This is a genomic window from Herbaspirillum sp. WTB6 (genome assembly GCF_057457785.1).
Window position 1 is genome coordinate 2,444,511 of the sequence record NZ_CP176522.1, and the last position, 14,435, is coordinate 2,458,945.

15 protein-coding genes are annotated in these 14,435 nt (G+C 64.7%); 8 read left to right on the plus strand and 7 right to left on the minus strand.

Annotated features, from left to right (window positions below; translation table 11 throughout):
* Position 1: 1 nt before the first annotated feature.
* Genes ACK2VC_RS11455 through ACK2VC_RS11465 form a run of 3 tightly spaced genes read left to right on the plus strand, consistent with a single transcriptional unit; the run spans position 2 to position 2,645 of the window.
* Positions 2-1,138 carry a COX15/CtaA family protein gene (locus tag ACK2VC_RS11455; protein WP_486730484.1) on the plus strand — a complete coding sequence of 379 codons (1,137 nt, stop codon included), beginning with the start codon at positions 2-4 and terminating at the stop codon, positions 1,136-1,138.
* On the plus strand, positions 1,135-2,031 hold the full coding sequence (cyoE, locus tag ACK2VC_RS11460; protein ID WP_486730485.1) for a heme o synthase: 897 nt from the start codon (positions 1,135-1,137) through the stop codon (positions 2,029-2,031). Before ACK2VC_RS11455 ends, cyoE begins: the two co-directional genes overlap by 4 nt.
* Before the next feature lie 2 nt (positions 2,032-2,033).
* Complete coding sequence (locus ACK2VC_RS11465) at positions 2,034-2,645, plus strand: SCO family protein (RefSeq protein ID WP_486733222.1); 612 nt, start codon at positions 2,034-2,036, stop codon at positions 2,643-2,645.
* 168 nt (positions 2,646-2,813) lie between these two features.
* Here the strand turns inward: ACK2VC_RS11465 and rpoH are convergent, their stop codons facing one another.
* From rpoH to ftsY, 4 genes are all read right to left on the minus strand, one after another.
* On the minus strand, positions 2,814-3,713 hold the full coding sequence (gene rpoH, locus ACK2VC_RS11470) for an RNA polymerase sigma factor RpoH (RefSeq protein WP_486730486.1): 900 nt from the start codon (positions 3,711-3,713) through the stop codon (positions 2,814-2,816).
* A gap of 350 nt (positions 3,714-4,063) precedes the next feature.
* Positions 4,064-4,993: a permease-like cell division protein FtsX gene (gene ftsX / locus ACK2VC_RS11475; RefSeq protein ID WP_486730487.1), complete on the minus strand. Its 930-nt coding sequence runs from the start codon at positions 4,991-4,993 to the stop codon at positions 4,064-4,066.
* A complete protein-coding gene (locus ACK2VC_RS11480) occupies positions 4,990-5,676 on the minus strand; it encodes a cell division ATP-binding protein FtsE (RefSeq protein WP_486733223.1) in 687 nt (228 codons plus the stop codon). The genes ftsX and ACK2VC_RS11480 overlap by 4 nt, the downstream gene beginning before the upstream one ends.
* A gap of 24 nt (positions 5,677-5,700) precedes the next feature.
* Positions 5,701-6,768: a signal recognition particle-docking protein FtsY gene (gene ftsY, locus ACK2VC_RS11485; protein ID WP_486730488.1), complete on the minus strand. Its 1,068-nt coding sequence runs from the start codon at positions 6,766-6,768 to the stop codon at positions 5,701-5,703.
* A gap of 79 nt (positions 6,769-6,847) precedes the next feature.
* Between ftsY and ACK2VC_RS11490 the strand changes: the two genes are divergently transcribed.
* The 4 genes from ACK2VC_RS11490 (at position 6,848) to coaD (ending at position 10,939) form a co-directional block, all read left to right on the plus strand.
* Positions 6,848-8,218, plus strand: a complete 1,371-nt coding sequence (locus tag ACK2VC_RS11490; RefSeq protein ID WP_486730489.1) for a M16 family metallopeptidase — start codon at positions 6,848-6,850, stop codon at positions 8,216-8,218.
* A gap of 59 nt (positions 8,219-8,277) precedes the next feature.
* Positions 8,278-9,651 (plus strand): M16 family metallopeptidase, encoded by a 1,374-nt coding sequence (locus ACK2VC_RS11495; protein WP_486730490.1) that lies wholly within the window; start codon positions 8,278-8,280, stop codon positions 9,649-9,651.
* Between the two features lie 87 nt (positions 9,652-9,738).
* A complete protein-coding gene (gene rsmD, locus ACK2VC_RS11500) occupies positions 9,739-10,380 on the plus strand; it encodes a 16S rRNA (guanine(966)-N(2))-methyltransferase RsmD (RefSeq protein ID WP_486730491.1) in 642 nt (213 codons plus the stop codon).
* Positions 10,381-10,423: 43 nt separating this feature from the next.
* The gene (coaD, locus tag ACK2VC_RS11505) at positions 10,424-10,939 is read left to right on the plus strand and encodes a pantetheine-phosphate adenylyltransferase (RefSeq protein ID WP_486730493.1); all 516 of its coding nucleotides are present in this window, start codon (positions 10,424-10,426) and stop codon (positions 10,937-10,939) included.
* A gap of 1 nt (position 10,940) precedes the next feature.
* Here coaD and ACK2VC_RS11510 read toward each other — a convergent pair whose 3' ends face one another.
* A complete protein-coding gene (locus ACK2VC_RS11510; RefSeq protein ID WP_486730494.1) occupies positions 10,941-11,792 on the minus strand; it encodes an MOSC domain-containing protein in 852 nt (283 codons plus the stop codon).
* A gap of 196 nt (positions 11,793-11,988) precedes the next feature.
* Between ACK2VC_RS11510 and ACK2VC_RS11515 the strand changes: the two genes are divergently transcribed.
* Positions 11,989-12,834, plus strand: coding sequence for a DUF1488 family protein (locus ACK2VC_RS11515; protein WP_486730495.1), 846 nt, complete (start codon positions 11,989-11,991; stop codon positions 12,832-12,834).
* Here the strand turns inward: ACK2VC_RS11515 and ACK2VC_RS11520 are convergent.
* Positions 12,819-13,046, minus strand: coding sequence for a hexameric tyrosine-coordinated heme protein (locus tag ACK2VC_RS11520; RefSeq protein WP_486730496.1), 228 nt, complete (start codon positions 13,044-13,046; stop codon positions 12,819-12,821). The two genes, ACK2VC_RS11515 and ACK2VC_RS11520, sit on opposite strands and share 16 nt — an antisense overlap.
* A gap of 244 nt (positions 13,047-13,290) precedes the next feature.
* Entirely contained in the window at positions 13,291-14,382 is a 1,092-nt protein-coding gene (gene ychF / locus ACK2VC_RS11525; RefSeq protein WP_486730497.1) for a redox-regulated ATPase YchF, read from the minus strand.
* Positions 14,383-14,435 lie beyond the last annotated feature (53 nt).

The window sequence follows — 14,435 nt, forward strand, 5'->3', positions numbered from 1 at the left end:
CATGCTGATTCAACTTGCGCTGATGGGCGTGCTGGTGGCATTGCTGCCGCTGACCGTGGTCTGGGCCTCGGGCGATGCCGACAAATACCGGAAGTTAGGCTGGATCACGCTGTTTTTAACCTTCGACCTGATCATGTTCGGCGCCTTTACCCGCCTGACCGACTCCGGCCTCGGCTGCCCCGACTGGCCGGGCTGCTACGGGCACGCCAATCCGCTGCAAGCCCATGCGCATATCAGCGCCGCCGAAACCCTACTGCCGGATGGCCCGGTGACGGTGATGAAGGCCTGGATCGAGATGATCCATCGCTATCTGGCGATGGCGGTTGGCGTCCTGATCATCGCGCTGGTGGTGATCGCCTGGCGCATGTGGCTGAAGTCGGAACGGCGCGACCGCAAGTTTTCCCCGGCGCTGCCCAGCGTGCTGCTGGTCTTCGTCTGCCTGCAGGGCGCATTCGGCGCTTGGACCGTGACCATGAAGCTGCAGCCGATCATCGTCACCACTCATCTGATGTTGGGCCTGGGCCTGTTGGCGCTGTTGACCTGGTTCGGCGTGCGCCAGAACGACCCGCTGGCGCAGCGCGCGGCGGCGCCGGTCCTGGCCGGCGCCGCCGGCTTCGGGCTGTTGCTGCTTGCGGTGCAAATCGCGCTGGGTGGCTGGGTCAGCACCAATTACGCGGCCGTGGCGTGCACCGATTTCCCGCTGTGCCACGGCGCGTTGGTGCCGCAGATGGATTTTACCCACGGCTTTTCCGCCTGGCGCGAACTGGGCAAGACGGTGGACGGCGAATACCTGCCGTTCCCGGCTCTGACCGCGATTCACTGGACCCATCGCAGCTTTGCCTTCGTGGTCTTCGCCTATCTGGCCTGGCTCGGCTGGCGCGCGCTTGGCATCGGGCATGTGCGCCAGCTTGGGAGCTGGCTGCTGGCGGCGCTGGCGCTGCAGCTCGCGACCGGGCTGGCCACCGTATTCCTGAACTGGCCGTTGGCGATCGCGGTCGTGCACAATGGCGGCGCCGCGCTGCTGGTGTTGCTGCTGGTCATGCTAAACTTCAGGACCAGATATCTGCCCTTGCACGCGCCGGCTTCCGTGCATAGTGGCCAGTCGGCGCCGGGCTATCTGCGGAACCCTCACTCATGACTACCCTGACCATTTCCCCCAATCGCCTGGCCCAGTACTGGGCCCTGACCAAGCCGCGCGTGACACAGCTGGCGGTGTTCTGCGCGGTGATCGGCATGTTCCTGGCGACGCCGGAGCTGCCCGACTGGCGCCGGGTGGTGGCCGCGACCATCGGCATCTGGCTGCTGGCCGGCGCCGCCTTCGCGGTCAATTGCCTGGTCGAGCGCGAAATCGATTCGCGCATGGCGCGCACCGCGCGCCGGCCGATGGCGCGCGGCGAAATCACGGTGGCGCAGACGCTGGCGTTTTCCGGCATGATCGGCGGCATCGGCATGTGGGTGCTGTACAACTTCGTCAATCCGCTCACCATGTGGCTGACCTTTGCCACCTTCGTCGGCTATGCGGTGATCTATACCATCGTGCTGAAGCCGGCCACGCCGCAAAACATCGTCATCGGCGGCCTGGCCGGCGCCATGCCGCCGGCGTTGGGCTGGGCCGCGATCGCCAACGACGTGCCGATGCAGGCCTGGTTGCTGGTGTTGATCATCTTTATCTGGACGCCACCGCATTTCTGGGCGCTGGCGCTGTACCGGCGCGACGATTACGTCAAGTCGGGCCTGCCGATGCTGCCGGTCACGCACGGCCTGGCATTCACCCAGTTTCATGTGCTGCTGTACACGATCGCGCTGGTGGCGACCACCTTGCTGCCGTTCGCGGTCGGCATGAGCGGCGGGCTGTATCTGGCCGGCGCGCTGGTGCTGGACGCGATTTTCCTCTGGTACGCATGGCAGATCTACCGCCATTACAGCGACCGGATCGCGCGCAAGACCTTCGCCTATTCGATCGTCTACTTGTCCTTGCTGTTTGCCGCCTTGCTGGTGGATCACTATTTGAGGTTTGTGGAATGGTCATGAACATGAACCTGCGGCGCGCCTTGTTCGCGCTGCTGATGCTGCTGGCGCTGGCCGCCTGCGGCGATAAGGGCGCGGGCGGTTCGGCGCCGGCGCAAAGTACCGGCAAGTTCAAGAATACCGACGTCACCGGGCTCGACTATGCGCGCGATTTTGCGCTGACCGACCACAATGGCAAGCCGCGTACGCTGGCCGACTTCAAGGGCAAGGCGGTGGTGGTGTTCTTCGGCTATACCCAATGTCCGGATGTCTGCCCGACCACGATGGCCGAGATGGCCGGCGTGATGCAGGAACTGGGGCCGCTGGCCGAGCGCGTGCAGGTCTTGTTCGTGACCGTCGATCCAGCGCGCGACACGCAGGAATTGCTGGCGAAATACGTGCCGGCCTTCGATTCCCGTTTCCTCGGCCTGTACGGCGACCAGGCGGCGACCGAGAAGGTGGCCAAGGAATTCAAGGTGTTCTTCCAGAAAGTGCCGGGCAAGGAGCCGGGCAGCTATACGATGGATCACACCGCCGGCAGCTATGTGTTCGACCCGCAGGGCCGCATCCGCCTGTTCATCCGGCACGGGCAGGGTGCCGAGCCGATCGTGCATGACTTGAAGCTGCTGCTGTCCTGATCGCTGGAGTATGTTGTAAAATCCACCATTTTCAGGGCGGATTCGGCTGTTTCATTCTAGAGTATATGTTTATCCCGGGCGCGCTCCGGCACTACGTCCGGCGGCCGCTGCCCAGAAAAAAAGCGCCCCTGCGGGCGCTTTTCGTTTTCAGCCTGGCTCGGCCTGGCTTCAAGCGTATTCGGCCAGCGAACCCTTCATCTTCTTCAAGGCCACCGCCTCGATCTGGCGGATGCGTTCGGCCGACACGCCGAACTCGCCGGCCAGTTCGTGCAACGTGGCGCCCGAGCCGTCGTCGTTGGCCAGCCAGCGCGCCTCGACGATGCGGCGCGAGCGGTCATCCAGCTTGCCGAGCGCGCTTTCCAGGCCTTCCGACTGCAGGCGGTCGTATTGCTGCGCTTCCAGCACGCTGGTCGGCTCATGCAGCTCGGACGATAGGTAGCCGATCGGCGCGAATTTCTCGTCATCGTCGTCGGTCGGCGCTTCCAGTGCGATGTCGCGCCCGGTCAGGCGCGTTTCCATCTCGATCACTTCCTCGCGCTTGACGTTCAGGGTCTGCGCCAGGGCGTCGACCTGGGCCGGCGTCATCGTGTCCAGCCCTTCCTTGTGGCTGCGCAGGTTGAAGAACAGCTTGCGCTGCGCCTTGGTGGTCGCGACCTTGACCAGGCGCCAGTTTTTCAGGATGTATTCGTGCATCTCGGCCTTGATCCAATGCATCGCATACGACACCAGGCGCACGCCCTGGTCCGGATCGAAGCGCTTGACCGCCTTCATCAGGCCGATGTTGCCTTCCTGGATCAGGTCCGCATGCGGCAAGCCATAGCCCAGGTAGCCGCGCGCAATCGACACCACCAGCCGCAGGTGCGACAGCACCAGCTCTTGCGCGGCGGCCAGGTCGTTGCTGTCGCGCAGGCGGCGTGCCAGCGAGACTTCCTCGTCGTGGGTCAGCATCGGCAGCCGGTTGACGGCCGAGATGTAGGCATCGATATTGCCCAGGCCTCCGGTAAAACCGAGCGCCAAGGCAGTGTTGTTCACTGGAATCAGTGCAGCTTGCGCAGAGCGTGATTTCATCGTTTCTCCCAATAATGTGCGGCGTTGCTTTGCTTCTGGAACAGCCATCAAGCAATTCATTGATCAATTTTAGCACTCCTACCTGTCGAGTGCTAATTGCGGCAATTGAACGACGCTATAGCTGACAGCTATGAATCAAACTGGATTGATTGCTCTTCAAATCAAGAGATTAGAATGAATCGAAGGCCGAAAGTTGCGTTACCACAAAGGAAAGCGCGACAGAATCAATCAATCCCCATCGGAAATTGATGTTGGTCAGGGTATGTTGTAAAACAGGTGAATTTCGCTGATATATAGGGCGGCATTGAAAATACGGCGGGTAGTATGTTGTCAGCCGCAGGAAAGTGAATTCAGCTTAGCCGGGCCAGATGGCGCCTGACCGATAGCAGCGCACCCGCCAGCCCCAGCAGCGCGCCTACCGCCAGCAGGCTGAGCGTGGTCGACAATCCGAGCGGCGCCAGGCGGAAGTCCGATGCGTACAGCCGGGCGAATTCGGTAATCGCCTGGTTCAACGGTTGCAGCGCCAGCGCCACGCCGCCCATCGCCACGCCGCCGGCGCACAGGCCAAGCAGCACGCCGCTGTAGTAAAACGGCCGGTGGATGAAGGCATCGGTGGCGCCGACCAGCCGCGAGACCTCGATTTCCTCGCGCTGCGTCATCACCTGCAGGCGGATCGTGTTGAAGATCACGGCGATCACCACCACCGCCAGCGTCGCTCCCAGCAGCAGCAAGGACAGGCGCAGAATGCGCAGCAGCGCCGCCAGCTGCTTGACCCAGGCGGAATCGACCTGCACCGCTTCCACTCCCGGCAGCGCCTGCAAGCGGGTCGCCAGGGTATCGATGCCGGCGGCGTCGGCGGCATCCTGAAAACCCGGCAGTTTCAGCACATAGCCGTCCGGCAACGGGTTGGAGCCGAGGGTGGCCAGCGCATCCGACAGGCCGCTCTTGTCCTTCAGCGCGTCCAGCGCCTGCTCGCGCGGCACGAATTCCAGCTTGGCGGCGCCCTGCGCCTGCTGCTGCAACACGCGCCGGATCGCCGGCGCCAGCGCCTTGGCCTGCTCGCGTGAGGTGTCCATGTTGAGGAAAATGCTGATTTCCGGCTCCACCGCCAGTTGCGCCGACACCGGCCGGATATTCTCCAGCAGGGTCAGGCCGGCGATCGGTAGCGCGAAGGCGATCGCTACCACCAGCACGTTCAGCGCGAAGCTGGCCGGCGACTTCAGCAAATGGGCGCAAGCCACCGCCAGCGCGAAGCGATGCTGCCGCAGCCAGCCTTTCATGCGCCCGCCTCCGCCGGCTCTTGCCGGCGCCAGGTTTCGGTTACCTGGCCGTGATCCAGGAACACCACGCGGTTGGCCGAATCGAGGAATTGCTCGTCGTGGGTGGAAATCAGGCAAGTGACACCGACCGCGTGAAACGATTTCAGCGCATCCAGTACCTGGTTGGCGCTGGCGCGGTCAAGGTTGGCGGTCGGCTCGTCGGCCAGGATAATCTGCGGCCGGTTGACGATCGCGCGCGCGATCGCCACCCGCTGCTGCTCGCCGCCGGACAGCGCCAGCGGCTCGGCCGCCGCCTTGTCCAGCAGGCCCAGCTTGTCGAGCGCGGCGCGCGCGCGCTTTTCGGCTTCGGCGCGGGCGGCGCCGCAGACCAGCAGCGGCAGCATCACGTTGGCCAGCACCGGGCGGTCGTTCAACAGCGACTGCTGCTGGAAGATCAGGCCCAGCTTGCGCCGCAGCCACGGCAGGCCGGCGCTTTTCAGGCGCCCGATGTCCTGCCCCTGCACCAGCACCGTGCCGGAACTCGGGCGTTCGATGCCGGCGATCAATTTCAAGAGCGTCGATTTGCCGGCGCCGGACGGCCCGGCCAGAAACACCAACTCGCCGCGTTCCACGGCCAGCGAAACCTCGCGCAGGGCCACCGCATCGGCCGCATAGCGCTTGCCGACCCGCTGGAATTCGATCATGGCGGTCATCGTGCTCGCTTCCGCTCAGCCCAGCAGTGCATCGACGAATTCGGCCGCATCGAAGGGTTGCAGGTCTTCGATCTTTTCGCCGACGCCGATGAAATACACCGGCACCGGGTTGCTGCGCGCAATCGCCGCCAGCACGCCGCCCTTGGCGGTACCGTCCAGCTTGGTGATCACTAGCCCGGTCAGTTCCAGCGCGGCATCGAAAGCCTTGACCTGGGCCAGCGCGTTCTGGCCGGTGTTGCCGTCGATCACCAGCAGCACTTCGTGCGGGGCGCCTTCCATGCCTTTGCCGATCACGCGCTTGATCTTCTTCAGCTCGTCCATCAGGTGCAACTGGGTCGGCAGGCGGCCGGCAGTATCGACCATCACGACGCTGGTGCCGCGCGCGCGCGCCGACTGCACCGCGTCGAAGGCGACCGCGGCCGGGTCGCCCGATTCCTGCGCGATCACGGCCACATTGTTGCGTTCGCCCCAAATCGTTAGTTGTTCGCGCGCGGCCGCGCGGAAAGTGTCGCCAGCCGCCAGCAGCACGGATTGTCGATGCGCCTGCAAATGCTTGGCCAGCTTGCCGATGGTGGTGGTCTTGCCGGCGCCGTTGACGCCGGCGATCATCATCACCAGCGGCTGATGGCGGCCCAGCACCAGCGGCTTTTGCAACGGGGACAGCAATTCGGTCAGCAGCGCGCGCAAGGCTTGCTTGACTTGCTGCGCCTCGGTCAACTTCTCGTCCTTGACCTTCTTCTTCAGTGCGCCAAGCAGGAACTGGGTGGCATCGACCCCGGCATCCGCCATCAGCAGCGCCGCTTCCAGCTCTTCGTACAGCGCGTCGTCGATGCGGGCGCCGACGAAAATCATGGTCAGGCTGGACGAAGTCTTGGCCAGCCCGGTTTTCAGGCGCGCGATCCAGGATTTTTTCTGTTCCGGGTTGGCGGCGGCCGGGATCACGACCCCGTCATCGGTGGCCGCCAGGGTGGTTGGTGCCGGAGCGGGCGCCGCGGCATTCGGGGCGGGCGCCGGAATCGGCAGCGCTGGCTCGGGCGCGACGGTGGTTTCGGGTTTGGGTTTTTTCTTGAAGAAACTAAACATCGGCAGCCAGGCGAGAATGCCCACAGCGGGGTAGCGGGCAAGGATATACAATCACCCGCATTCTAACAGAGCACCGACCATGAAATTTTCGATTCGCGCAATCGCGCTGGCCTGGCTTTGGCTGGGCTGGTGCCTGCTGGCGCAGGCGGCGCCGGCCCAGGAATTCATGCTGGCCAACGGCATGAAGATCATCGTCCAGGAAGACCATCGGGCGCCCACCGTGGCGCACATGATCTGGTACCGGGTTGGCTCGATCGACGAATTCAACGGCACCACCGGCGTCGCCCATGCGCTGGAGCACATGATGTTCAAGGGCACCAAGACGCTGAAGCCGGGCGAATTCAGCCGCCGCGTGGCGGCGCTGGGCGGGCGCGAAAATGCCTTCACCAGCAAGGACTACACCGCTTATTTCGAGCAAATCGAGAAATCGAAGCTGGAGGCGGTGATGGCGCTGGAAGCCGACCGCCTGGCCAACCTGGTGTTCGATCCGGCCGAGTTCGCGCAGGAAATCAAGGTGGTGATGGAAGAGCGACGGCTGCGCACCGACGACCAGCCGGGCGCGCAGGTGGACGAGGCGCTGAATGCGGCCGCCTTCGTCGCCCATCCGTACCGCCGCCCGGTGATCGGCTGGATGGACGACCTGCAAAACATGACGGTGGACGATGCCAAGGCCTGGCACGATCGCTGGTATGCGCCGAACAACGCCACCATGGTCGTGGCCGGCGATGTCGACGCGCAAGCGGTGCATGCGCTGGCGCAAAAATACTTCGGCGCCATCCCGGCCAAGACGCTGCCGGTGCGCAAGCCGCAGGACGAGCCGGCACAGAAGGGGATGCGGCGCGTCACGGTCAAGGCGCCGGCGGAAAACCCGAACGTGGCGCTGGCGTTCAAGGCGCCGCGCCTGACGGATGTCGAACGCGATGACGACGTGTTCGCGCTGCAGGTGCTGGCGGCGGTGCTCGACGGCTACGACAATGCGCGCCTGAATGCGACGTTGGTGCGCACCGAGCGCGTTGCCAACGCGGTCGGCGCCAGTTATTCCGGCACCGCGCGCGGCCCGGTCCTGTTCACGCTGGAAGGCGAGCCGGTGGCCGGCGTTTCCACTGAACAACTGGAACAGAAGCTGCGCGCCGAAGTGCAGCGCGTCGCCCGGGACGGAGTGGCCGCAGCCGAGCTGGAGCGGGTCAAGACGCAGTTGGTGGCAAGCCAGATCTACAAGCGCGATTCGATTTTCGGCCAGGCAATGGAGATCGGAATGCTGGAAATGAGCGGCATTTCGCAGCGCCTGAACGATCGCATCATCGAGCGCCTGAAAGCGGTCAGCGCGCAGCAGGTGCAGGCGGTGGCGCAAAAATATTTCGGCGACGACAGCCTGACGGTCGCAACCCTGGTGCCGTTGCCGCTGGCGGACAAGAAGCCGGCGCCGGCGGCGGCCGGCCTGCTGCGCTAACTCCGATATCGCGGCGCGGCCAGATGCGCCGCCCCTGTTCCCCATAACCGGCTACCCCGATGAAAAAACTGATCCTCGTCATTGCCGCCAGTTTCGTCGCCTGCTTCAGCTTCAGCGCGCAGGCGGCGCTGCAGATCCAGAACTGGACGCTGGCCAACGGCGCGCGCGTGCTGTTCGTCGAAAACCATTCGATCCCGATCGTCGACGTCAATCTCGATTTCGATGCCGGCAACCGGCGCGATCCGGCCGACAAGGCCGGCCTGGCGGCGCTGACCAATGCGATGCTGGCGCGCGGCGTGCGCGAGGAGCGCTTCGGCGATGGTGAGCGCGGTCCGGCCGACCCGGCGTACATGACGCTGGAGCCGGCGCTGTCCGAGGCGCAGATTTCCGATGCCTTCGCCGACATCGCCGCCCAGCGCAGCGGCGGCGCCGATGCCGAGCGCGGCAGCCTGTCCCTGCGTAGTCTGTCGAGCCAGGCGGAGCGCGAGCGGGCGGTCAAGCTGCTGGCGCGCATCGTGGCGCAGCCGAGCTTTCCCGAAGACTTGCTGGCGCGCGACAAGGCGCGCACCATCGCCGCCATCAAGGAAGACCTGACGCGGCCCGAGGCGATCGCCGGCAAGGCCTTCTGGCGCCTGCTGTACGGCAATCATCCATACGCCAACGAGGCGACGGTGGCCTCGGTCGAAGCCATCACGCGCGACGACCTGGCGCTGTTTCACCGCACGCACTACGTCGCCAATCGCGCGGTGATCGCGATCATCGGCGACGTCACGCGCGCCGAGGCCGAGGAAATCGCGCGCCAACTGACGCTGCGCCTGCCGCAGGGCGCGCCCTTGCCGGCGATGCCGCCGGTGCCGGAAGCGCGCGCGCAGCAGCAGCGCATTCCGCACCCGGCCTCGCAGGCGCACATCCTGCTCGGCATGCCGGCCGAAGTGCGCGGCGACCCGGATTATTTCGCGCTGATGGTCGGCAATTACATCCTTGGCGGCGGCGGTTTCGTCTCGCGCCTGACCGCCGAGGTGCGCGAAAAGCGCGGCTTGACCTATGGCGTCTACAGCAGCTTCATGCCGATGGCGCAAAAAGGACCGTTCCGGATCGGCTTGCAGACCAAGAAGGAAAACGCCGAGCAGGCCTTGCAACTGGTGAACCAGACGCTGGCGGCCTTCCTGCGCGACGGCCCGACCGCGGATGAACTGCAGGCGGCCAAGGACAACCTGATCGGCGGCTTTGCGCTGCGCATCGACAACAACCGCAAGATCCTCGCCAACATCGCGCTGATCGGCTTTTACAACCTGCCGCTGGATTACCTCGATACCTGGACCGACCAGGTGGCCAAGGTCGGCATCGCCGACATCCGCGCCGCCTTTGCGCGCAAGGTGGTGCAGCAGCAGTTGTCGACCGTGATCGTCGGCGCCGAGAATCCCGGGAAATAACCGGCTTATTCATCTTATTCGCCAGTATTTTAAAAACCGCCCATCTGACGGGCGGAATCGGCCGATTTGAACGCATACTCCTGGTAAATGCAAAAACGACAGAAAACTCCGGCACGGGGCCGGCCGGCGGTGCCGCATCAGGTGCGCATCATCGGCGGCCAGTGGAAGCGCACGCCGCTCCCGGTCTTGGACGCGGAGGGCTTGCGGCCGACGCCGGATCGGGTGCGCGAAACGGTGTTCAACTGGCTCGGCCACCTGCTGGATGGCGACTGGGCGCGGGTGCGCTGTCTGGACCTGTTCGCCGGCAGCGGCGCGCTCGGCTTCGAGGCCGCCAGCCGCGGCGCGGCCCAGGTGACGCTGGTCGAACAGAGCACGCCGGCGGCGCGGCAACTGGAGGCAACCAAGGCCAAGTTACAGGCGCAGCAAGTGACGATCCTGCGTGCCGACGGCTTGCGCCTGGCGCAAGCCTGGGCCGCGGAGGGGGTGCCCGATGCTCCGCGCTTCGACCTGATTTTCATCGACCCGCCGTATCACCGCGAATGGCTGGAGAAGGTGCTGCCGCTGTGTGCGCGGCTGCTGACGGAACGCGCTATCGTATATGTCGAAAACGAGGCCGCACTGGAAGGCGATGCGGTGCCGGCCTGGATGGACGACTGGGAAATTGTGCGCGCCGATCGGGCCGGCTTGGTGTTTTATCATTTGCTGCAACGCAAAAGCGGGCAGCAGTAGGGCATAATGCGCGTTTCACAGGTCACGCCGAGAGGAAGCTGCGATGGTCACAGCCGTTTATCCGGGAACATTCGATCCGCTCACGCGCGGTCATGAAGATCTGGTGCGCCGTGCTTCCGGCCTGTTCGATGGTCTGGTGGTTGGCGTTGCCGACAGCCAGAACAAGAGGCCGTTCTTTTCGCTCGACGAGCGCCTGACGATCGCCAACGAAGTGCTGGGGCATTATCCCAACGTCAAGGTCGAGAGCTTTTCCGGCTTGCTGAAGGATTTCGTGCGGCGCCACGATGCGCGCGTGATCGTGCGCGGCCTGCGCGCGGTGTCCGACTTCGAATACGAATTCCAGATGGCCGGCATGAACCGCTACCTGCTGCCGGATGTCGAGACGCTGTTCCTGACGCCGTCCGATCAGTACCAGTTCATTTCCGGCACCATCGTGCGCGAGATCGCCACCCTGGGCGGCGACGTCTCGAAATTCGTCTTCCCCTCGGTCGAGCGCTGGCTGAAGCAGAAGCTGGCGGCGAATGCCGCCGCCGGCGACAACTGCACCGGCGCCAAATAACTCACAGCGCCAGTTCGACCTCGATTTCCTGGCCCACCCGCAGCACCTGTCCGGCGCCCGCCGTCACGATCGCATTCATGCCGAAGGCGATGCCGCCATCCAGCTTCGGGCTGGCGCGATAGCCGCGCAGGATATCCAGCGGATCGGGGCCGACTTCGCCGCTGGCCTGGTCGACCGACGGGATCGGGCAGCGCGGGCAGGGCTTGACCGGCTTGAGGCGCGCGTCGCCGATCGCGATCGAGGCCGCGAAATCCTCCTCGAACGCCTCCACCCCATCGATCACCAGGCTGGGCCGGAAACGGTTCATCGGCAGCGCCGCGCGTCCCTGCGCGGCCAGCTTGCGGTTCAGGTCGTCGAGCGAGGCCTGGCTGAGTACCAGCAGCGGAAAGCCGTCGGCGAACATGGTCGGCGCTTCGATGCCGCCGGTCCAGTCGAGGCTGGCGATGCGGCGCGCATCCGGATGAAAGCGCACCAGCCGGCACGGCACGCCAAGCGCACTGGAAAACCAGGCGGCGGTGAGATCGTCGCAATCCAGCGCTTCCAGCCTGTCATCCCAGACCCGCACGGCAATCGTGCGCGCCTCGTCCGGGTGCGGCAGGCCGAGTGGAATGTCCAGCCGCAGCATACCGGGCGCGCGCAACTCCAGGGTTTCGGTCCGGATGCGCGGCACGATGGTCGCCATCTTCGGGTGCTCGCGCTGGGTCAGGAAATTGCCTTCCAAATCGACCACCATCCATTCGCGGTTGTAAATTTGCTCGCTCATCAGGCCGGCTTCGGTCAGCGTCGCTTCGGAGAGCGCGATGCCGGCGCAGGATTTGATCGGATACAGCGTCAGTGCGGTCAGGGTTGGCATGAGTTGGCTGGAAATAAATGGGAACAGGCGAAAGTATGCCACGCCGACCGCCTGCAGCTAAGTCGACAGGAGGCGCGCCGGATGCTTGAGCGAGGTCATGCAATGAATGGAATCCCGGGCGCAACTCTTGCTGCGGCAGCAAGGTCGGCGCAGCATGAAGCACGATCGGCATCGACAGCCGGGCGAAAGGCGTGGCATGGCCGCACTATCGGAATGGGCCGCCGGACAGCAGGTGTTGGCCGCGTGGCTGCAGGCCATGGGAGTGGTGCTGGCGGCGCTATTGGCGCTGGCGATTTATGCGCTCTCGGCCTGGCAGGTACGGCGGCGCGACAAAAAGCGCGAGCGGCAATTCATCGACACCGCGCTGGCGCTCGGGCACGAGGCGCGCCGGCTGCTGTACGACGGTTCGCGCATGTTGGCGCCAGCCGAACTGGTGCCGCAGGCGCAGCAACTGGGTCTGGCGTTGCTGTACCTCCCTTTGGAGCGCGCGCCCGACGCCGGCCTGATCGCGCCGCTGTTGCAGTTGCGCCGCCACGCCGAACGCATCGCGCAGTCTGCGGCGCTTGACCCGGGCGCGCGCGCCACTCAATTGGAAAAACTGCGGCCAGAGGTTGATGCCGAAATCGCCCGCATCGAGGCAGTCGCCAGAACCGAACTGATGCCGCCAAGGCCCTCGCTGCGGCACCGCACCGGACGCGGCATGCCGACCACCACCGTCGACCGCTACTCCACCTTCAAATTCAGCGACGAACTGTATCCGGAGGAAGACGGCGTCGATTTCGAAGTCGTCGTCAACAACCAGAGCGTGCGCTGCACCATGCCCTACGCCGAGCTGAACCGGCTGGCGGCGGTGTACCGCATCCCCGGCCAGCATCACCGCGGCGCCTTCGAGCAGGGACGCGAAGCGATCCAGCGCGCGGCCGAAACCCTGATCCGGGAAGGAGCCAAGGCGCCGGTGATCGTGCGCTTCGGCGACCTTGAAGACTTGCCGGTTGCACCCGGCGCCGCACCGACGGCGGCAGCCGCTCAGCCGCGCCAGTAGCCGTTGGCGGCGGCGACGGTCTGGAAATTGGTGGCCACCACCTGCGACGAAGCGATCAGGCTGTCGGCGCTTTCGCCGTATTCCGGGCGCAGCTTGTCGCGCACTTCGGCCGACGGCTGGGTGTACTTGACGCCCATCCGGGCCAGCTTGATGGCCAGTTCAAAACCCTCTTGCGGGGTGGCGGTCTTCAGGGTGGTCAGCCAGGTGTCCATTTGGTTTCTCCTTTTTTATCTGGTGAGCGAATCGCAGTCGTCGGATGACGGACGACGCGCCGCTACCGGCGCGTCACCAGCAGGTATACCATGCCTGCCGTCGGACAGCGGTGACATGCGGCATTGACTTTCTGGCGTTTTTCGTTTTCGTAACGCTCGCGATCGGGGCGCTACAGAATCACCAGTCATCCTTGCGCTGTGGGGTTCAACTTGGCGAGCGCCTTCCAGGCACCTCCAGGCACCATCAGACGTTGAACAGGAAATTCAACACATCCCCATCCTTGACGATGTATTCCTTGCCTTCGGCGCGCATCTTGCCGGCTTCCTTTGCTCCTTGCTCGCCTTTGTAGGCGATGAAGTCTTCGTAGGCGATGGTCTGGGCGCGGATGAAGCCGCGCTCGAAGTCGGTGTGGATCACGCCGGCCGCCTGCGGTGCCGAATCGCCGGCGTGGATGGTCCAGGCGCGCACTTCCTTGACGCCGGCGGTGAAGTAGGTCTGCAGGCCGAGCAGCTTGTAGGCGGCGCGGATCAGGCGGTCCAGGCCCGGCTCTTCCATCCCCATGTCGGCCAGGAATTCGGCCTTGTCGGCATCGTCCAGGTCGGCGATTTCGGATTCGATGGCGGCGCAAATCGCCACGATCGGTGCGTTTTGCGAGGCGGCGTAGGCTGACAACTGGTCCAGCAGCGGGTTGTTGGTGAAGCCGTTATCGGCAACGTTGGCGACGTACATCGCCGGCTTGGCGGTGATCAGGCACAACGGCTTGATCAGCAGCATTTCCTCGGCGTCCAGGCCGAGCGCGCGCACCGGCTTGGCGTCGTTCAGCGCGGGCATGATGCGTTCCAGCAGCGCGACCAGCTTGGCGGCGTCCTTGTCGCCCGAGCGCGCCTTCTTGTTTTCGCGGTGGATCGCCTTTTCCACCGTGCCCATGTCGGCCAGCGCTAGCTCAGTCTGGATCACTTCGATGTCGTCCAGCGGGCTGATCTTGCCGGCCACGTGCACCACGTTGTCGTCCTCGAAGCAGCGCACGACGTTGACGATGGCGTCGGTTTCGCGAATGTGCGCGAGGAACTGGTTGCCCAGGCCTTCGCCCTTGGAGGCGCCGGCCACCAGCCCGGCGATGTCGACGAATTCGACCACCGCCGGTACCACGCGCTCGGGCTTGACGATCTCGGCCAGCGCCTTTAAGCGCGGGTCGGGTACTTCGACCACGCCGACGTTCGGTTCGATGGTGCAGAACGGGTAATTCTCGGCCGGGATGCCGGCCTTGGTCAGGGCGTTGAACAGGGTGGATTTGCCGACGTTAGGCAGGCCGACGATACCGCATTGGAGACTCATGGGAAGACTTTCTAAATGACTGGGTGAAGCGCGTGAAAAGGGTGCGACAGCGG

Bases quoted from the DNA above. Each gene is read 5' to 3' on its own strand.
- ACK2VC_RS11455 (WP_486730484.1), top strand. From the start codon at position 2: ATGCTGATTCAACTTGCGCTGATGGGCGTGCTGGTGGCATTGCTGCCG.
- cyoE (WP_486730485.1), top strand. From the start codon at position 1,135: ATGACTACCCTGACCATTTCCCCCAATCGCCTGGCCCAGTACTGGGCC.
- ACK2VC_RS11465 (WP_486733222.1), top strand. From the start codon at position 2,034: ATGAACCTGCGGCGCGCCTTGTTCGCGCTGCTGATGCTGCTGGCGCTG.
- rpoH (WP_486730486.1), bottom strand. From the start codon at position 3,713: ATGAAATCACGCTCTGCGCAAGCTGCACTGATTCCAGTGAACAACACT.
- ftsX (WP_486730487.1), bottom strand. From the start codon at position 4,993: ATGAAAGGCTGGCTGCGGCAGCATCGCTTCGCGCTGGCGGTGGCTTGC.
- ACK2VC_RS11480 (WP_486733223.1), bottom strand. From the start codon at position 5,676: ATGATCGAATTCCAGCGGGTCGGCAAGCGCTATGCGGCCGATGCGGTG.
- ftsY (WP_486730488.1), bottom strand. From the start codon at position 6,768: ATGTTTAGTTTCTTCAAGAAAAAACCCAAACCCGAAACCACCGTCGCG.
- ACK2VC_RS11490 (WP_486730489.1), top strand. From the start codon at position 6,848: ATGAAATTTTCGATTCGCGCAATCGCGCTGGCCTGGCTTTGGCTGGGC.
- ACK2VC_RS11495 (WP_486730490.1), top strand. From the start codon at position 8,278: ATGAAAAAACTGATCCTCGTCATTGCCGCCAGTTTCGTCGCCTGCTTC.
- rsmD (WP_486730491.1), top strand. From the start codon at position 9,739: ATGCAAAAACGACAGAAAACTCCGGCACGGGGCCGGCCGGCGGTGCCG.
- coaD (WP_486730493.1), top strand. From the start codon at position 10,424: ATGGTCACAGCCGTTTATCCGGGAACATTCGATCCGCTCACGCGCGGT.
- ACK2VC_RS11510 (WP_486730494.1), bottom strand. From the start codon at position 11,792: ATGCCAACCCTGACCGCACTGACGCTGTATCCGATCAAATCCTGCGCC.
- ACK2VC_RS11515 (WP_486730495.1), top strand. From the start codon at position 11,989: ATGGCCGCACTATCGGAATGGGCCGCCGGACAGCAGGTGTTGGCCGCG.
- ACK2VC_RS11520 (WP_486730496.1), bottom strand. From the start codon at position 13,046: ATGGACACCTGGCTGACCACCCTGAAGACCGCCACCCCGCAAGAGGGT.
- ychF (WP_486730497.1), bottom strand. From the start codon at position 14,382: ATGAGTCTCCAATGCGGTATCGTCGGCCTGCCTAACGTCGGCAAATCC.